Raw genomic sequence first — 19763 nt, 5'->3', positions numbered from 1 at the left:
CAAACGTTTTCCTACTTAAGTGGGTACTGTGTTTGTTGCGGTTAAGTAATTGATTGGTTTTTCACAACGTTACTGATGGTTAACTGTCGCAAGCCAAATTGATACTGCTCGCGCTGTTGCCAAAGGAATCCCAACCAAGTTATGGGGATGGCATGAATACAAATATTGTTACTATACTCGCGAGTTTAGCGCGTACTCGATCTCAAGATATTGCCTATCAGTATTTTTACGATGAGGCATTACCAAGTAAAACCATTTCCTACCAAGAACTGCATGAGCGTGCAGCCTCTATTGCTGAGACATTGAGTGAATATTTTGAACCGGGTGACAGAGCATTATTACTGTACAACTCTGGATTTGAATTTATTGAAGCCTTTTTTGCTTGTTTATACGCAGGGATAATTGCGGTACCGGTTTATCCCCCTAAAAAGAATCAAAATGTTGATCGTCTGCGTGCCATCATCGAAGACGCAGGTGCCAAAGGTGCGCTTACCAGTGAAAAGATCAATGAAATCGCCAAGCCATTGCTTGATTCTGAGCCAAGTCTAGCGCAGTTAGCACTATTTACTACCGATAACATTGCACTTAAATCGATCACTCAACAGTGGCCTCGTGCACAAATCCGTGGTGAGCAACTGGCATTTTTGCAATATACCTCAGGCTCGACGGGCACACCTAAAGGCGTAATGGTAACTCACGACAATATTCTTGATAATCAGGCGCTAATGAAAGAAGCGTTTGGTCATGACAGCAACTCTTCGATTGTAAGTTGGTTGCCTCATTTCCATGATATGGGACTGATTTTTGGCATTATGCATCCAATCTATATCGGTGCGACAGCGGCGCTGATGAATCCGGCTTATTTCCTGCAAAAACCACTACGTTGGCTAAAACTGCTTTCACAAACCAAAGCATTAACGTCAAGTGCGCCAAACTTTGCCTATGATCTGTGTGTGGACACCGTCAAAGATGAAGACCTTAAAGACTTAGATTTGTCCCATTGGCGCTCAGCATTAAATGGCGCGGAACCAGTGCGTGCCAGCACGTTAGAGCGCTTTTATCAAAAGTTTAAAGTGTGTGGCTTACAAAGAGAGAGTATCGCACCTTGTTACGGTATGGCTGAAACCACTTTATTTGCAACTGGTGGACGTCTTCTAGAAAAGCCAAAGATATTACGTATTGATGCAGCCAAGCTACAGCAGGGCATAGCCGAACAAGCCACAGATGAAGATACAGTAGATGCGTTTTATGCATTAGATGTGGCTGATGAACAGCAACCTTATTACGCCGTATCTTCTGGCGTGAGTTGGGGCGAGCATTGCATTGCGATTGTTAACCCAGAGTCTTTTGAAGCGTGCAATGATGGTGAAACCGGAGAAATTTGGGTAACTGGTCCAAGTGTAGCAAAGGGGTATTGGAATAACCCAGCGGCAACCGAGGCTACATTTCATGCCAGAATTAAAGGTGCTGACGAGCGGGCTTATCTCCGTACTGGTGATTTAGGCTTTATCCAGCGTGGGGAATTGTTCGTTACAGGACGCGCCAAAGACGTGCTTATCTTCCGCGGTAAAAACTACTACCCGCAAGATATAGAGCTTACAGTTACACAAGCAAGCGATAGCTTAGAACAAAATGGCGGCGCAGCGTTTTCGGTCGCCGCTAATGGTAATGAAGAGCGTTTGGTGATAGTACAACAAGTAAAGCGTACTGCACTAAGAAAGTTAAATGCTGAGCAGGTATTACAGCAGATCACCGCTGCGATCGTTGAGCACCACGGCATTACGCCCTATGACATCGTATTGATAAAGCCCGGTCGCATTCATAAAACATCGAGCGGTAAAATTCAGCGCCAAGAGAATAAGCGCAGCTATTTAGCCGATAACTTTGAAGTAATTGCGCGCGCCCGAGAGGCAGCTGTGCCGCAACAACTTGAAGCGCCATCATCCTCATCGTCACTACAACAAATTCAGCGATTATTACAAGATTTAGTCGCACAAGAAATAGATAAGCCCGCGCGTAGTTTGGATATCGACGCGCCATTCTTGGCATTAGGTGTGGATTCGATGAAAGCGGTGCGGATCTCAGGGGAGTTAATGGAAGTACACGAGCTAGACCTTGAGCCTACGGTACTTTACGAATATCCCTCCATTCGCGAATTAGCCCAGTATTTAAGTCAGTTTAGTACGCTAACTCAAGCTCTAGGGCAGACAGAGCTTAACGAGTCGAAAGGTGCCACTGAGCAAGCGAATAAGACGCAGCCTACTCGCCGAGCTGAAGATATTGCGGATACAGATATTGCCGTGATTGGCATGGCCTGTCGTTATCCTTTAGCAAATGGATTAGATGCATTTTGGCAGCTGTTAAGCCAGCAGGGCGATGGGATCACCACGCCAGATCCTAAGCGCCAGCAGCTTTGCCCGAATCTTGAAGCCGACCGACTCGGTGGCTATTTAGAGAATGTCGATGAGTTTGATGCTGCATTATTCGGCATCTCGCCACTCGAAGCTAAGCATATCGACCCACAACATAGATTACTGCTCCAAACGACTTATCACGCTATACAGCATGCCGGTTACCAACCCGCCACGCTCGCAGGTAGCAATATTGGCGTGTATGTCGGTATATCGCAAAATGATTACTTTTTATTGTCGCAACAACAGCAAAAAAGTACCGCGTATTTAGGCACGGGCACAGCACTGAGCATTGCAGCAAACCGTATTTCTTATAGCTTTAATTTTACCGGCCCGAGTGTGGCGATTGATACGGCGTGCTCGTCATCGCTGGTGGCACTTCATCATGCAATTCAAGCACTAAGAAATGGAGAAACGAACGCGGCGTTGGTGGCGGGCGTTAATCTTATTCTGAGCGATGATGTGACTAAGGCCTGTGAAAACGCACAAATGTTGGCAGCAGACGGCCATTGCAAAACCTTTTCACAGGCAGCGGATGGCTATGTGCGAAGTGAAGGAGTTGGGGTGGTGATGCTAAAGCCGCTACAACAAGCCATGGCAGACAACGACCCAATTGTTGGTGTACTCAAAGGCAGTGCAATTAATCAAGACGGCCGCAGCAATGGCATTACCGCGCCAAATAGTGCCGCGCAACAGGCTGTGATCAATGCCGCCCTTGATAATGCCAAGATGCAGGCGGGAGATATCCACTATGTGGAAACCCATGGCACGGGTACGGAGCTTGGCGATCCTATCGAGATCACAGCATTAAACCGCACGTATGGAGAACACCATAGTCGTCATGATCCGGTTATTCTCGGTGCGGTAAAAGCGAATATTGGTCACCTTGAATCCGGTGCGGGTATTGCTGGGCTTATCAAAACGCTACTGTGTTTACAGCATGGGCAAATTCCTGCGCAGCGTTACAGTGAGGTGTTAAATCCGCATATCCCATGGCAAAAGCTCCCATTTATGGTGCCGCAAAACATGCAGACATGGTCTGTACAACAAGGGGGAATAAGAGCCGCTGGATTAAGCTCTTTTGGTTTTGGTGGTACTAATGCACATGTGATCTGCGCACAAGCGCCTGTGCCTAAACCAGAAATACAAGCTGAAGTAACACCGCCTTCGTTTTATCTATTGCCTCTCGCTGCTAAATCTAAAGCTGCATTGCAGAAACTTGCTGGTCACTATAGTGAACGATTGTCGAGTTTGACTCCTCAAGCATTTGATGACTTCTGCGCACAAAATGCCGAGCAAGTGCCGCTTAAAGGTGTGCATAAAACGTTTAGTGGTGTGAGTAGAGAAGCACTTATTTCGCAACTGAATAGTCCCATTATTGCTGAACAGTCCTCGGCAAATACTGCACTAGAAGTTGCGCTTTTGTTCACCGGACAAGGTTCACAATACCCCTTGATGGCCCTCTCTTTATATCAACACCACGCAGTGTTTCGCAGTCACTTAGATGACATTGACAGCCTGATTGGCGAGCGCTTTGGAGCACGCCTGTTGGATGTGTTATTCGATGAAAAGCATAGAGAACTACTGGCACAAACCCGTTGGACGCAAGTGAGCTTGTTTGCCGTCGAATACAGTTTGGCAAACTTATTGATGCATTACGGGGTGAAGCCATCTCAGCTACTCAGTCATAGCGTTGGTGAGTATGCAGCGGCTTGTATTGCGGGTGTGTTCTCGCTTCATGATGGCATTGAGTTGATTGCAGCGCGTGGTCAACTAATGCATGAATTACCGATAAAAGGCAGCATGATCGCCGCAAGATGTGATGAAATAACCGCACGTAATTGCTTGAGTGAGATTCAGGAGCAAGTGGTTATCTCAGCCTTCCATGGTGAGGCTGGGGTAGTATTCTCCGGTGCTGATGAAGCAATCACAGCCCTCAGTGACGTGCTTGCAGCACAGCAAATTAAAGTAAAAGCGCTGCATACGGCAAACGCTTTCCACTCTCCATTGATGGCCCCCATGCTAGAGGCCTTTAGGGAAGTCGCTGAACAGGTTAGATTCCAACAGCCTCGGCTGCCTTTTGTTTCATCCATGACGGGGCAAGTGGAGTCTACACTTATCGCTACGGCCGAGTATTGGGTTGAACAAATTAAGGCACCGGTTCGCTTTGTTGACTGTGTAACTGCGCTTGAGTCACTAGAGCATGGCTTAGCGATTGAGCTTGGTCCTAAACCTATTTTGAGTGGCTTACTACAGGAAAATAGCAATAACAAAGCGCTCAGTTATGCCCATGTATTGCACTCCAAAGGCGAAGACAGCATGAGGTTCGCCGAGTGTTTAGGCACATACCTCGACTTAGGCGGGCCGCTCGAATGGCAACAGGTGTATGGCAATCGCCCGAGCGCTAGAGTAGGCTTGCCGCAATATCCGTTTGATTGCAGCTCATTCTGGATTTTTGGTACTGAACAATCACAGCCCGAAGCACTGACAGTGGTAGAAGCGAGTGACCGTGATGCACAAATTCGCAGCTTTGTGCTCAATACCCTGGCGGGACTCTTATCGATGCCCGCTGATGCTATCCAAACCAACCTCCCTTTGCTAGAAATGGGGGTTGATTCGTTGATGATCATGCAGGCTGTTAGAGTGTACGAGCGGGAATTCGGTTTAGAGTTTAGTGTTCGTCAATTTTATCAAGAGCTCAGCGATGTCGATAAGTTAGTGGCCTATATTCAAAGCCATAGTGACTATCTCAAAGCGCCGCAAGGTTCACAACAAGCTGGCAGTTTGCCATCACCTGCATCGGTGACGACTGATACGCCAAAAGGTAGTGTAGTAGAGGCTGACAACCACACGCTTGTCGCTATCTATCAGGCGCAATTGCAGGCGGCAAGCACAGTGACCAGCGCTGAAGCGAGAGCTGCGTTAGAAGCTGTGGTGGGACAGCAGTTACGCCATATTCAGGGCGTGAAAGTTGAAAACAGTGCAGTCACCTCGACAGCAACCTTGGTATCAAAGCCCCAGCCAAGCAGAGCCCAATCTGTATTACCAGGCGCGCAACAAAAACAAGTGCAGCGTGCCAATAGCAGCCCGGCCATACGCCAACACCTTGCTGCATTGAGTGATGCTTACATTGCGAAAACGCACAGTTCAAAAGCGCTAGTGAGCAAATATCGCGCACGCCTTGCGGATTGCCGAGCATCGGCAGGTTTTAGACTGTCGAGCAAAGAGCTACTTTATCCGGTGTTTTCTAAGCGTTGTGAGGGCGCATATATTTGGGATATCGATGATAATCGCTATATTGATATCACCATGGATTTTGGTACTAACTTATTTGGTCACAACTCTGACTTTATCAAAGCAGCACTGGCGCAACAGCTTGAAGCGGGTATGCAACTGGGGCTTGCAAGTCCTGATGCGCCTGAGGTTGCTGCACTTATCTGTGAGCTGACAGGGCTTGAGCGGGTATCGTTTTGTAACTCTGGTACAGAGGCGGTCATGACGGCGCTACGCTTGGCAAGAACGGTGACCAAACGCGATAAAATTGTTCAGTTTTCAGGCGCGTATCATGGTCACTATGATGGTACTTTAGCAACTGAGTCGCCAGAGCAAGGCGTAGAGACAATGTGCGCTGGAGTGCGTTATGGCGCAATCGCCGATAATCTCGTTTTACCTTATGGTGATGATGAGGCGCTAGAGGTTATTACCCGAGAGGCGCAACATATTGCCGCGGTGATTGTTGAGCCGGTACAAAGCCGTCATCCTGAAAATCAGCCTTGGGCGTTTTTACGTAAACTACGTACGCTTACCGAAGCGCATGATATTGCCCTCATTTTTGACGAAATGATCACTGGCTTTAGAGCACACCCCGGTGGTGTTCAAGGCTTGATAGGGGTTAAGGCCGATATGGCAACCTATGGCAAAATCGTCGGTGGTGGTATGCCTATCGGTGTAGTCGCGGGGGCCGCTACCTATCTCGATGCCATTGACGGAGGAAATTGGCAATACGGAGATGATTCCTACCCTTTGACCGATACTACCTTCTTTGCCGGGACTTTCTGCAAACATCCAATGACCATGGCGAGCGCCAAAGCGGTGTTGCAAGCTATTAAGTCGCAAGGTCCAGCGTTACAACAAGGGATAAACGACAAAACCGCGGCATTTAAAGCACATCTCAATGCGTTTTTTGAAACCCATGACGTACCCATTCGAATAGAAGCGTTTGCCTCATTATTCCGTTTTCGCTTTTCGCAAAATCTTGATGTGTTCTTTTATGAAATGCTAGAGCGCGGTGTGTTTATCTGGGAAGGGCGAAACTGCTTTTTCAGTGCCGCCCATACAGATGAAGACATTGCAGCGGTGATAAACGCAGTTGAAGCCAGTGTACTTAGCTTAAAACGTGCGGGCTACTTTGGTGAAACGAGTCAAAGTGATGACGATGCTGCATTTCCACTTAGCCATAGCCAGCAGCAGCTATTAGCGATGGCGTTGACCTCAAGCGATGGAGCGAGTGCATATCAACTACAAGCGATATTAAAGCTCTCCGGCAAGCTCGATTTACCGCGGCTGCAACAAGCCGTTACCGCGGTCTGCCGCGACTTCCCAATCTTGCGTTTTGGTGTCGATAGTGACCGCTTAATGCAATATTGCCGAGTGGAAAAAGCCGAGTTGCATGTTGAGCCATGGAGTGAGGACGACCAAGTAACATTGCAAACGCGGTTATCCGCGCTGCGTTATCAACCATTTGACTTTGCAAAAGACCCACTTTGTAGAGTGACGCTGTTGAGTGATGGCAAAGCGCAGCACTATTTAAGTGTTGTAGCCCATCATGTGATCTGCGATGGGCTTTCACTACAAATAGTGCTGGCAGCAATCGCTGAGCGCTACAATCAAGATGCAAAACAAAATGAGGTGGCAAGCCGAGCTGTCTCCTTTAGTCACTATGTTGATAGCTTGCAGGCATATTCGCATTCACCAGAAGCTGCAAAAAACCAAGCTTTTTGGCATCAGTGCTTAGCTAATTCAACACCACTTGCGCTGCCAAAATCAACGACGGTGAGCGTGGCTTCATATCAAGTTAATCAGCTCACATTACCCATTTCATCGAGTGCACTCCGAAATACTGAGACCCTTGCTCAATCTTTGCGTTGTGGGCAATTTGCAACCATGCTTGCACTCTATTGCTTGTGGCTACACAAGTTAAGCGGTCAGACGGTAATAAGTGTCGGTGTGCCGGTATCAGATAGGCAACGGTTGGCATCACAGTTTGAGCCTGAGTTGCTCGACCAAACGTTACTGGGTTATTGCACCAATATCTTGCCCATTGTGGTTGACATGACTAGCATTAGCACTATCGGTGAGCTGGTACAGCGGGTGCAAAACACCTTACTTGATGCCTTTGATCACCAAACCCACCCGTATGCAAGCCTTGCCGATGACCAGCTAATTCTACCTAGCACTTTGTTTAATCTAGATAAAGTCACCACTTTGCCGAGCTTTAATGGACTAGAGGTTGAAGTACAGCCAAGTGTCGCTAAATTTGGCCAATTTGAACTGACGACAAATATGACCTGTGTTGCGGGACAGTGGTCACTGTTAGTGGAATATCACACTGCGAAATTTGATACTGAACTAATGGCCCAGTATGTGGCTAAGTTTGTCCATTTGCTGTCGCAGGTTCAAGGCAACACACCGATAGGGGCTCAAAATGAGTTGATACAAAGTAGTGATGATGTGTATCGATTGGTTGAGTTACCGCTACAGCAAGAGAAATCGGTTAAGGTCGCGACGAGTTTCGTTGAAACTTGGCAGCACAATGTGTCGCGTTGCAGCGCACGTACGGCACTGGTAACGGATGATGTGAGTCTCAGTTATGAGGCACTAGATTCGCGTGTTAACCAACTCGCTCACTACTTGATGAAGCAGCAGGTAACGCCCAATAGTATCGTGGCGGTGGCATTACCACGCAGGGCGGAGCTGTTGATAGCACTCATGGCGGTGATGAAAGCTGGAGCGGCATTTTTACCACTCGATCTCACCTTTCCTGACGAGCGCATCGCGCATATCTTAGAGGATGCCAAAGCGAGTGTTGTGCTATGTGATGCCAGCAGTGCAGAGTCTGCGTTATTCAATCATGGTCGTTTCAAACGAGTCTGTATGGATAGCGATGCAGAAGAAATTGCCAAAAGTTCGACTCGCAGCCCAAGCTTGCTAATTCAAGCTCAGCAGCGTGCTTACGTGATTTATACCTCTGGTTCCACGGGGTTACCCAAGGGCGTTGAAGTTAGTCACGGGGCATTTGCTAATTTGCTTGCATCTATGTGTCGTGAACCAGGGCTGGTGGTAGATGACCGCTTATTGGCCATCACCACGGTGGCATTTGATATTGCCTTGCTAGAGTTGTTTGGGCCATTACTGGTTGGTGCGTCGGTGGTGCTGGCAAGTGATGAAAGTATTAGCGATTCTGCTGTGCTTGGCGCGCTTATTGAACAGCAGCAGATCACGGTGATGCAGGCAACGCCAACGCTATGGCAATTAGTGTTAAATGCGGCGCCAGCATGCACTTCTGGCATAAAAGTATGGAGTGGCGGTGAGCCTTTACCTCAGGCACTGGCCGCGCAGTTACTTAGTCACAGTAAAGCGGTTTATAACTTATACGGACCAACCGAAACCACGATTTGGTCGGCGGTGGCACATATCGACAATGCCGCAGAGATAACCATTGGTAAAGCGATACAAAATACTAGCTTATTTGTGCTCCCAACAGAGTGCCATGGTGAAGGACTGCCTTTACCCGACGGCGTATGGGGCGAGTTATACATTGGTGGCAGTGGTGTTGCTATGGGTTATTTACATCAAGCGGAGCTGACCGAGCAGCGTTTTATCAATCATCAATTTACAACTTCCATTAGCCGCCGCTTATACAAGACGGGAGACAAAGCGAGGCGTTTAGCTGATGGCCATTTTGAAGTAAAAGGACGCTTAGATAATCAAATTAAACTCCATGGTCATCGTATAGAGCTTGGCGATATTAGCCATCACCTAGGGCGGATACTCAATACTAGTGAAGTCGATGTTTGCGTACAAACGCTAGAAACTGGCCCATGTCTGTGTGGTTATATGATTGATGATGGTGAGCTATCAACCGAGTGGTCTTCGCCTCGGCTGCGCCAAGCGCTCGGTGAATGGTTACCAAGTTACATGGTGCCTGAGCATTTTGTTTGGTTAAGTCAATGGCCGGTGACACCAAATGGTAAGCGCGACCGAAAAGCACTACCAATGCCTGCTGTTGAGCAAGTATCAGAAATATGCACGTTGGCTCCTCGCACTGAAACAGAAAAACAGCTGCATCAACATTATCTAGCGCTTCTCCCTGTTGAGCAGTTGGGCGTCACAGCACGTTTTGTGGATAGCGGCGGCAATTCGGTGATTGGTATGCAGTTGGTATCGAGACTCAACCGAGCTTTCAATATTAAATTGACCATTGGCGACATCTTTGAGCACGCCTGTATTGCAGAGCTTGCTGAGTGTATCGAAGCGCTAAAACAAGCTCATGATGCTATTTCGGTGGAGACGCAGACTCCAAACGTAGAGAAAGTCAGTGATATTGTAAGCGACCGAGATTTGAGTGCAGCGCTAAGTGATAAATCTATGACGGAGATGGACTTGTAATGATGGAAAACTTTGCAATAAAACAGTGGTTAGATGAGCTGGACCGTCAACAGATTTATGTTTATTTACAGCAAGATAAATTAAAACTTAGAACACCGCTTGGGCAGGTGCCTGAGGGTATTCTGGATAAGATAAAGGCGCACAAAGCTGCGCTTATCACCTACCTTCAGGGGCAACAAAAGCAATCTGCTGCGCTCTCGGCAGCACAGCAAAGAATGTGGTTTATTGATAAATATGAAGGGGGCACTGCGGCATACAACATGGCTGGGCTAGTTAAATTATCGCAGCCATTTTCAGTCACGGATATTGAACAAGCGTTGAGCCGCTTGATAGCTAAGTACGATATTTTGAGAGCACGATTTATCACGGTTGAAGGGAAGGTGGTGCAGCAAATTGAACCTGCTGAGGCGATGAAAATTGCTGTGATGACCGTGGATGAAGAAGCGCTACCCAATCAGCTACCAGAGTCGATTAAAGAGGCTGTGCGGTATCAGTTTGATCTTGCCAACGAGTCGCTGCTGCAAGTGACGGCTTTAGTGAGTAACTCTCACACTGCTTGCCGCTGGTTACTCGTTAACATGCATCATATTATTAGTGATGGCTGGAGCGTGACTATATTTATCAACGCACTGCTGTATGAGCTATCGGAGGCGTGTGTTGAGCTTCCCGATTTACAGTATGTTGACTATGTGCACTGGGAGCAGCAATTAAGACAATCCCCAGACTATCAACAACAATTGGCTTATTGGACTGAGCAGTTAGAGGCATTTACACCGTTTGAATTGTCCACCAGCTATCCAAGAAAAAAAGAAAAGCAGTACCAAGGTGACACGGTTCGTTGTTCGTTTAACGCAGAACAAATACAACGATTAGATAAAGCTTGCCACAGCGATGGCGTAACACATTTTACCGCCTTGCTGGGCGTGTTTTACATCTTGCTTTATCGCTACAGTGAGCAAGCCGATATTACCTTAGGGGTGCCGGTTGCAAATCGTCAGCAAAGCGAGTTTGAAGCTATGCTTGGCTGCTTTATTAATACCTTGCCACTGCGTATGCAGATAAACGGACATCACTCCATGAGTGAGGCGATTAAGGCGCTGCAATACAAAGTATTGCAAGGGCTTAGTAATCAAAACGCTGCCGTGGAAGACATCATTGAAGCGCTAGAGCTACCCAAATCCGCCGCGCATTCCGCCTTGTTTCAAGTGTTATTTAACTACAATGGTGTAGCCAGTAGTAAGGTGTCGGTAAATAACCAATTAGAAGCCGAGTTAATTGCCCTAGATAATGGCACAGCGAAATTTGACTTAACCCTATCTGTTGATGATACAGATGATGCCCTTGTGTGTGACTTTGTTTATGCAACAGGGCTTTATGACCATGCGCTTATTCAGCAATTTGCCGATGATTATTTGGCACTCGTCCAGTGCTATTGTGCTAAAGAGGCGCTGCCGATTGACGACTTGGTGCTCAAATCAACGAACTTACCGACAAAGGCGGCAAATATCAATCACAACATCAGCCAGCCGATGCTGGTGCCGCAAGCAATCAGAGAGATAGCGCAAACCCAAGGCGAGGCGATAGCCGTGGTGGTGCCAAGCACCAATGTTGAAGCATCACGCACCCTAACTTATCAGCAGCTGTATGCCCAAAGCGTGCAAATTGCCAACAACTTACACGCAGCCACGTCAATTATTGCGCTGATAACAACGGGCGATATGAGTGACATTGTCACTATGCTTGGCGTAATGCAAAGTGGCCGTGCGTATTTACCTATTGATGGCAATATGCCCACTGCCAGAGCGCTACAAATGCTAGCGCAAGCTGAGTGTAATACGGTGGTGGTAAGTGTCGAAACGCCACTTTTCCAAGCGCTACGAGAAGCTGACATCAGAGTGCTTACATATAGTGAGCTGAGCCAAAACAAAGGAGCGCCGCAGCAAACTTATTCACCAAGTTTTGATGATAGCGCGTATGTGTTGTTTACTTCTGGTTCTACTGGTGTGCCCAAAGGGGTTGAGATCAGCCATGGCGCGCTGAGTCACTATTGCAGCAGCATCGCGGCGAGATTGAGTTACAACCAAGATACGCGAGCGGGCGTGGTCACAGGACTTGCCACGGATTTATGCTTAACGGCTGTGTATCCGGTGCTTACTCATGGCGGTACTGTGGTACTCACCCTTGCAAACCAAGCGGCAGAACCGACTGAAATTGCAGCCAAGTTAGTGGCTGAGCAAGTTAACTTGATAAAATTAACCCCTTCTTTTGCCGCGGTGCTGTTGCCTCAATTTGCTGAGCAAAAGCCCGCTATTTCGCAGTGGGTGTTAGGTGGAGAAGCATTAGGTGAGCAGCTTGTTGATAGCATTCGCGCGCTGACGCCAGCAGCGCGTATTTTCAACCATTATGGTCCGACGGAGGCTTGTGTTGGAGTGGTTTGTCATGAAGTCACAGACAGCAGGCTAACCGGCCACAGTTATCCGATCGGTGCGCCTTTGGCACATGTCACCACCTGCGTATTCAACAAACAGGGGAAGCCAACACCCGCTGGCATGCCTGGAGAGCTCTATATTGGCGGGCCGAGCCTCGCCAAAGGATATATAAATGCGCCTTCAGAGACTGCAGCTCAGTTTACAAGTAGCTTGCAACATAGTGCCCAATGCGCCCGTTTTTACCGCAGTGGTGATAGCGTTAGGCTGAATGCGAGCGGCGAGCTTGAATTTCTCGGTCGAATTGACAAACAAGCGAAAATTCGCGGTTACCGCGTTGATCTCAATGAAATAGAAGCTGCTCTGTTAGCGCTTGATGAGGTATCGCAGGCAGCAGTCGTGGTGCGCAAGCTCGGCAAGCAAGATGCTTTGGTTGCTTTTGTGGTAAGTGGTGGTGGCAGCCAGTGCGCCGCAACCAATCTGCGCGAAGTGATCCGCCAAGGCTTGAAGCGTCGCTTGCCCGAGCCGATGATCCCAAGCTGGATAGAGCTTTGCCAGCACTTACCCACCCTGAGTAATGGCAAGATAGACCGCCAACAATTACAGTCTTTGGCATTAACTTCTCAAAGCCAAAGTAGTGAGGTGACAAGTGCGTTGCAGCGACAGTTAATCACACTCTATCAAACCTTAACGGGCGCACCAGAAGTGGGGCTGCACGATAGCTTTTTCAGCATCGGTGGTCACTCTTTATTGGCAATGCAATTACTCAATGAACTAAGAGCCCAGCTCTCGGTGGAGGTGAGCTTAAAGCAACTGTTTGCCAATCCTAGCGTATTTGAACTAAGCGAGATACTGGCTAACTCTCAGTCTCAATCTTCATTACCAAGTCTACAACCTGCGCCACCACAGCCCAATTATCCTTTGTCATTTGCACAGCGGCGCTTGTGGTTTGTAGACCAACTGCAAGGGCACAGCAACCAGTATAACCTACAGGGCATATTTCAATTGCAAGGCAAACTGAATACCAAGGCCTTAGAGCACGCCTTTATTGCTGTGATTAAGCAACATCCAGTCTTGGCGTTTAATTATCATCAAAATGAGCAAGGAGAACCGCACCAAAGCATTAACCTTGATGCTCGATTTACCTTGATTAAGCACGACTGGACAGATAAATCCGCTGAGCAACAAGCACATGCGTTAGAGCAAGCTATCGCAGAAGATTACGCAACCAGCTTCGATTTAAGCCGTGATTTAATGCTGCGCGCCAGTCTTTATCAACAAGAGGCGATGCAGGCTACCCTTGTGATCACCTTACATCATATCGCTGCCGATGGTTGGTCTATTGCGTGTTTGAGTGACGCTTTAAGACAGGCATACAAAGCTGCTCTCAGCGGCGAAACCTTATCGCTACAAGAGGTGCATTATGTTGATTACGTGATGTGGCAACAGAAGCTGGAACAGGGGGCGCTATGGCAACAGGAACTCGACTATTGGCGTATGCAATTACAAGGTCTGCCCAAGGTTCATGAATTACCGCTGGATTACCACAGAGAAGCGAAAACCTCTTTGCGTGGCGCCTTAGTGATTGAGCCCATACCTGCAGCGCTGGTTAGTGCGCTTCGAGCGTATCAAACTCGTTCAGGGCAAACCTTATTTGTGTTACTGCAAACGCTATTTTCATTGTGGTTAAGCCGCTTTTCTCAACAGCGCGATGTGGTTGTTGGTACGCCGGTATCAGGACGTCACCTTAAAGCATTTGAGAGTATGATTGGTAACTTTATCAATACCTTAGTGCTTAGGAGCGAATGGAGGGAAGACACCAGTTTCACGCAAGCGTTACAGCAAACCCAAGGCTTACTCAACGATGCATTGCAACATCAACATATTCCCTTCGATGTGTTAGTGGATGAGCTAGACGTTGAACGCTCAAGCGCCCAGCACCCGCTGCATCAAATCGTGTTTCGGGTAAATAATCAGGTAAATGAAAACCTTAGGCTAGAACAATTGGAAGTGACGCCGTGCCAAAGTAAAGTACGCGGTGCCAAACTAGATTTAGAAGTCGCAGTGATAGACGAGGGGGATATACTCACCGTTGAATGGCTTTATGACCGCAATTTGTGGCAAGAAGCGAGTGTGGTTAGTTTCCATCAGCAGTTTTGTTATGTGTTATCGCAGTGTCTTGCTGAGCCAAATACCCCGTTGTCAGCATTGTCATTGTGGCCCGCTGAGCAGCAGTTAGCGCTATTAAAACAGCAGCAAAGTGTTGCGGTAGAAGTGACAGAGCAACAGCCATGGGTGACTCAGTTTAGTCAGGCGGCTCTTCAGACTCCACTACAAACTGCGGTGCGCATGGGGGAATTCACTTGTAGTTATCTCACCTTAGAAAAATGCGCGAACCAACTTGCTAATAGCTTATTAGAAATGGCATTTGCCGAGCAAAGTCGCATTGCTATTTTACTGCCGTCTTCAAGTTACATGGTGGCCGCGGTGCTGGCAGTATTAAAAGCGCGCCATACCTATGTGCCCATTCATCATGACACGCCAACCGATACCTTAGCCTACATCATGAATGATGCAGACATCGTATTGACGCTGGCGCTAAGTGAAGATGCCGAGCGCTTGATTGAAGCCGGTAGTGACTTTTTGTTGCTTGATGATCTGTTCGAAGCCGAGGGGAACTTTGCGTTTTACGATACCAGTTTGTTGGTAGATGAAGACGCATCTGCATTTAACCAAGCCGAGCTTGCCTATGTTATTTATACCTCAGGTTCCACCGGGCAGCCAAAAGGGGTGCCCATTAGTCATGGCAACCTCAATAATTATCTGCGCTTTGCGTGTCAGCGCTATCTGCCACAATCCGGTGATATAACCAAGGCAGTACTCAGTACACCGCTGGCGTTTGATGCGACGGTGACCGCCTTAGTGCCTATCTTAATGCGAGGTGGTGAGCTTGAGTTGCTTCCCTCGGGTGCTGAATTGTTGCCCGCCTTACAAACGCAGATTTTTGCAGCTAACGAAGCCAAGTTATTCAAGTTAACACCGGCTCACCTACGCGCGGTATTTGCATTAAGTGACGCACAAACTCGCAGTAATATCGCCCACCGATTTGTGGTTGGGGGTGAAGGGCTGAGCGCAGCTTTGGTTGATAAGCTGATGGACAAGCTCCCTAACGCCCAGTGGATAAACGAATATGGCCCAACAGAGGCAACAGTCGGCTGTAGTATCTATGCTGTAAGCCGTGAGTCGCGCCACTTGTTAGCGGGCCATGAGGAAGTGCCTATTGGTCACGCTATCGATAATATGACACTTGCGGTGGTTGACGAGTTTGGCGAGCTGGCTTTACCCAATATGCCCGGAGAGCTTTGGCTAGCGGGAGATGGGGTGTGTGAAGGCTATATTAATCTCGCGAGTGTGACGCAAACACGCTTTGTTGAGCAAGCAGTGCCTGCGTCTGGTACTTCAAGCTTGCGTTGGTATCGCAGTGGCGACAAGGCAAAGTGGCAGGCGAATGCGCGCGGTGAGGCAGACTATCTTTGTTATTTAGGGCGGTTAGACGAGCAAGTAAAACTGCGAGGCTACCGTATTTCTCTTGTGGCAATCGCCCATCAAATCGACGCGTTGGTGCAAGTAAAAAGCTGCGCTGTGAGTGTTGATGAAGCACAAGAAAGCCTAGTGGCTCATGTGGTTTTAAATGGTGAGGCTAAGCTCACACTCGTGCAGTTGCGCCAAGCTTTATCGCAGTCGTTGCCCAGTTACATGTTACCTGCCGCACTGGATATCGTTGCTGATCTTCCACTGACTGCAAACGGAAAAGTAGACAAGCAAGCATTACAGCTTGCCTATCAGGCACAGGCGAAAAGCCAAGAGGTCGCCGAGGTAATTGATGGATCTAAGCTCACAGACATACAGCGTTATTTACTTGAGTTATATCGTGAGCTACTGCCGAGCCCAGTACGGAGTATTAACGATAGTTTTTTTGACTTAGGTGGGCATTCGCTGCTCGCCATAAAAGTGATCAGCCGAGTGCGCAGTGAGCAGCGGCGAGATATCACCTTGCCACAACTTTTTGATGCGCCAAGTATTGCAGCGTTTGCTGAAGTGATAACCGCAAGTTCGATGATTGCGCACAGCAATACCATTGAGCCGGTATCAAGAGCTCAAGCGTTACCTCTGTCTTTTGCTCAGCAGCGTTTGTGGTTAATCGATCAGTTACATGAGCAAAGTCTGCAATACCATATGCCAGCGAGCTATTGGTGTGAAGGAGCCTTAGATATTGACGCTTTAACACAAGCGTTAAGCGCGATTGTTGCACGTCATGAAGTGCTCCGTACGGTCATCGTTCCTGCAAATGGTGATCACGGTGCTGTGCAGCAAGTTCGTGCTCAAGTAGCTTGTCCTGTGGAATTAGTAGATTTGTCTGGGCTGAATACCGCCGAGCAACAGCAGCGTTGGCAAACATTACAGCAGCAATCGCTCAGCAAGCCTTTTGATTTATGCCAAGACACTATGCTGCGCGTGATCTGTGTACAGTTTAGTCACAACCAATTTGGACTCTTGTTTAACATGCATCACATAGCCAGCGATGGTTGGTCGATGGCGCTGCTTGCCAAAGAATTTGTGGCGTTTTATCGGCACTTTAGTGAAGCGCCAGCGTATTCGTTGCCAGAGCAATACGCTAAACCGCTAGCGGTGCAGTATGCAGACTTTGCCTACTGGCAGCAGCAACAGCAAGATAGCTATCAGGCAGATCTTTCTTATTGGCAAACTCAGTTACAGCAGTGTCCTGTTGTTCATGAATTACCGCTGGACTTTGAGCGACCACAAGTTCAGTCCCTTGATGGTGAATGCATTCGTCATACTCTTACAACGTCGCAAGTTGAGGCGATAAAAGCGCATTGCCAAGCACAAGGGGTGACCTTGTATATGTGGTTGCAAAGTGCCTTTTCGCTGTTGATGCTTCGTCTAAGTCAAACGCAGGATATTGTCATTGGCTCGCCCATTGCAGGACGTGAGGTGAAAGAGTTAGAGGAGTTACTGGGCTGCTTTGTGAATACCTTGGCTATTCGCGCTCGCAAAGTGGGGTCGCCTTCATTTAACGACTGGCTAAGTGAACAAAAACAGGTGATCTTGTCGGCTTTTTCCCATCAGAATCTACCCTTTGAGCAGCTTGTTGATGCCATTAATCCACCGCGCAGCTTAGCGCATTCGCCCGTATTACAAATACTCTTTGCACTACAAAATAACGAACAAAGTAACTTCAAGCTACCTCACCTAAAAATCGAGCAACAGCTTGAGCTTAAGCCTGCAATGAAGTTCGACTTAGAAGTCAATGCACAAGAATCGGGCAGTGAGATCACGGTGCAGTGGAATTATGCCAAAGCCTTGTTTAAACACACTAGCGTACAGGCGATGGTTGATGCTTTTGTGACGTTAATTGACGCGGCGCTGACAAGCCCTGAGCAAAGTGTGAATACCTTACCATTAGTTGATAGCAAAGTACTCAGCGAGTTAGGGTTTGCCACGCAAGCGCAGCCGCAATCTCCTTGGTTTATCAGCGATAAAATACGGGACTTTGCTCAGCATAGTGCACAGCAAAATGCTGTACGAGATATGACTGGCAAGCGGTTAAGTTTTGGCGAATTGGAGTCACAAAGTAATCAACTTGCGCGTTACTTGATTGAACAAGGCGTAACGGCAAGGTCGCAGGTCGCAATAAGCTTAGCGCCAAGCTGTGAGCAAGTTGTGGCACTTTTGGCAACCTTAAAAGTTGGGGCAGTGTATGTGCCGCTTGACCCAAATGCACCGAGTCAGCGTCAGCACTATATATTGCGTGACAGCAAAGCGACTTGCCTTATCACTACCTCAGCGCTACTTCCAAACAGCGCAGAACTCAGCTGCCGTTTGGTGCTAATGGACACCGCACCGCATTGGCAGAACATGCCTGTAGAGGCGCTAGCGCCATTAAGTGATATTGATGCGCCTGCTTATATGATTTATACCTCTGGCACTACAGGGCGACCCAAAGGTGTGGTGATCAGCCATCGAAACTTGCACCTTTACCTTGAGCATGTTAGCCACAGTTATCTCCAAGGCGATATACACGAGAGTGTTGTCAGCACGCCTTTAGCGTTTGATGCGACAGTAACGAGCTTATGGGGCGCGCTGGTTAATGGCCTTGGAGTTGTATTATTGAATGATGGCGAGCAGTTAATCACAGAGCTTAGTGCGTGTTTAGCGCGTGATGAGGCGCTGCTGTTTAAGCTGACACCAGCCCACTTGCAAGGCGTGCTGGCGCGATTACAACCGAGCAATGCTGCGCACCACATTGTGGTGGGGGGAGAAGCCTTATCTAGCAGCGTGGTTACTCAAGTTGGGGCACTGCTGCCACAGGCTTATTTTTATAACGAATATGGCCCAACAGAAGCAACGGTCGGTTGTTGTGTGTATCGCTGTAACGGCCAAGATGCGGTTTCCCTTGCACAGCAATCGCAGCGCTTTGTGCCAATCGGTAGCGCCATTCAGGGCACTCATTTGGTGGTGCTGGATCAGCATCAACAGCCGGTGCCGATGGGCATGCCCGGTGAGCTATACATCGCAGGCGATAATGTGGCTCAGGCGTATTTTGGGTTGCCTGAGCTCAGCGCCAGTAAATTTGTGTCATTGACATTGATGAATAACTCGCAGCGTTATTATCAGACGGGCGATCAAGTGCGCTGGCTGCTAGATGAACAGGGCTGCCCTAGTGCGCTTCAGTTTATTGGTCGTCGAGACAACCAAGTTAAACTGCGTGGCTATCGCATCGAACTTGAAGAAATTGCGGCTCAGCTTGAGCACCTAGATGCAGTGCAACAAGCACATGTGTTACTTAACGAAAGTAAAGATAACTTACAGGCCTGTGTGGTGCTAACTACACCATCGCACAGTGATGCCATTTATGAGCTTGAACAGACGCTACATACTCAGATATTAGCCTCGTTAGCAGAGGTCCTACCAAGTTACATGTTGCCTTACAAGCTGTATGCACTGGCTGCTATGCCACTTACCAATAACGGCAAAGTAGATGCAGGAGCACTTGCACAACTGGTGCAATCGCAACTGGCGCAAGTGCTTACAGCACCTTTAGCTCCTATGACTGAACTACAAACGCTGCTGGCAGAAATTTTTGCTCAAGTGCTCAATACTCAAGTTCGAGATATTAACAGTAACTTCTTTGAGTTAGGGGGCACTCTTTATCAGCAAGCCAAGCGGTTGCCTTAAT

General features: G+C 48.1%; 2 protein-coding genes. Both read left to right on the top strand.

Going from position 1 to position 19763, the window contains the following annotated elements:
• Positions 1-152: 152 nt before the first annotated feature.
• Positions 153-10079, top strand: a complete 9927-nt coding sequence (locus tag GSF13_RS22245) for a non-ribosomal peptide synthetase/type I polyketide synthase (protein WP_211867127.1) — start codon at positions 153-155, stop codon at positions 10077-10079.
• Positions 10079-19762: a non-ribosomal peptide synthetase gene (locus GSF13_RS22240; protein ID WP_249122727.1), complete on the top strand. Its 9684-nt coding sequence runs from the start codon at positions 10079-10081 to the stop codon at positions 19760-19762. Before GSF13_RS22245 ends, GSF13_RS22240 begins: the two co-directional genes overlap by 1 nt.
• Position 19763: the final 1 nt, after the last annotated feature.

It is taken from the genome of Pseudoalteromonas sp. M8 (genome assembly GCF_018141365.1).
Lineage (GTDB): Bacteria > Pseudomonadota > Gammaproteobacteria > Enterobacterales > Alteromonadaceae > Pseudoalteromonas.
The sequence above is the reverse complement of the archived record's forward strand: the minus strand, read 5'-3'. Positions and strand labels throughout refer to the sequence as shown.

Excerpts from the sequence above, each read along its gene's own strand:
- GSF13_RS22245 (WP_211867127.1), top strand. The coding sequence starts at position 153 with ATGAATACAAATATTGTTACTATACTCGCGAGTTTAGCGCGTACTCGA.
- GSF13_RS22240 (WP_249122727.1), top strand. The coding sequence starts at position 10,079 with ATGATGGAAAACTTTGCAATAAAACAGTGGTTAGATGAGCTGGACCGT.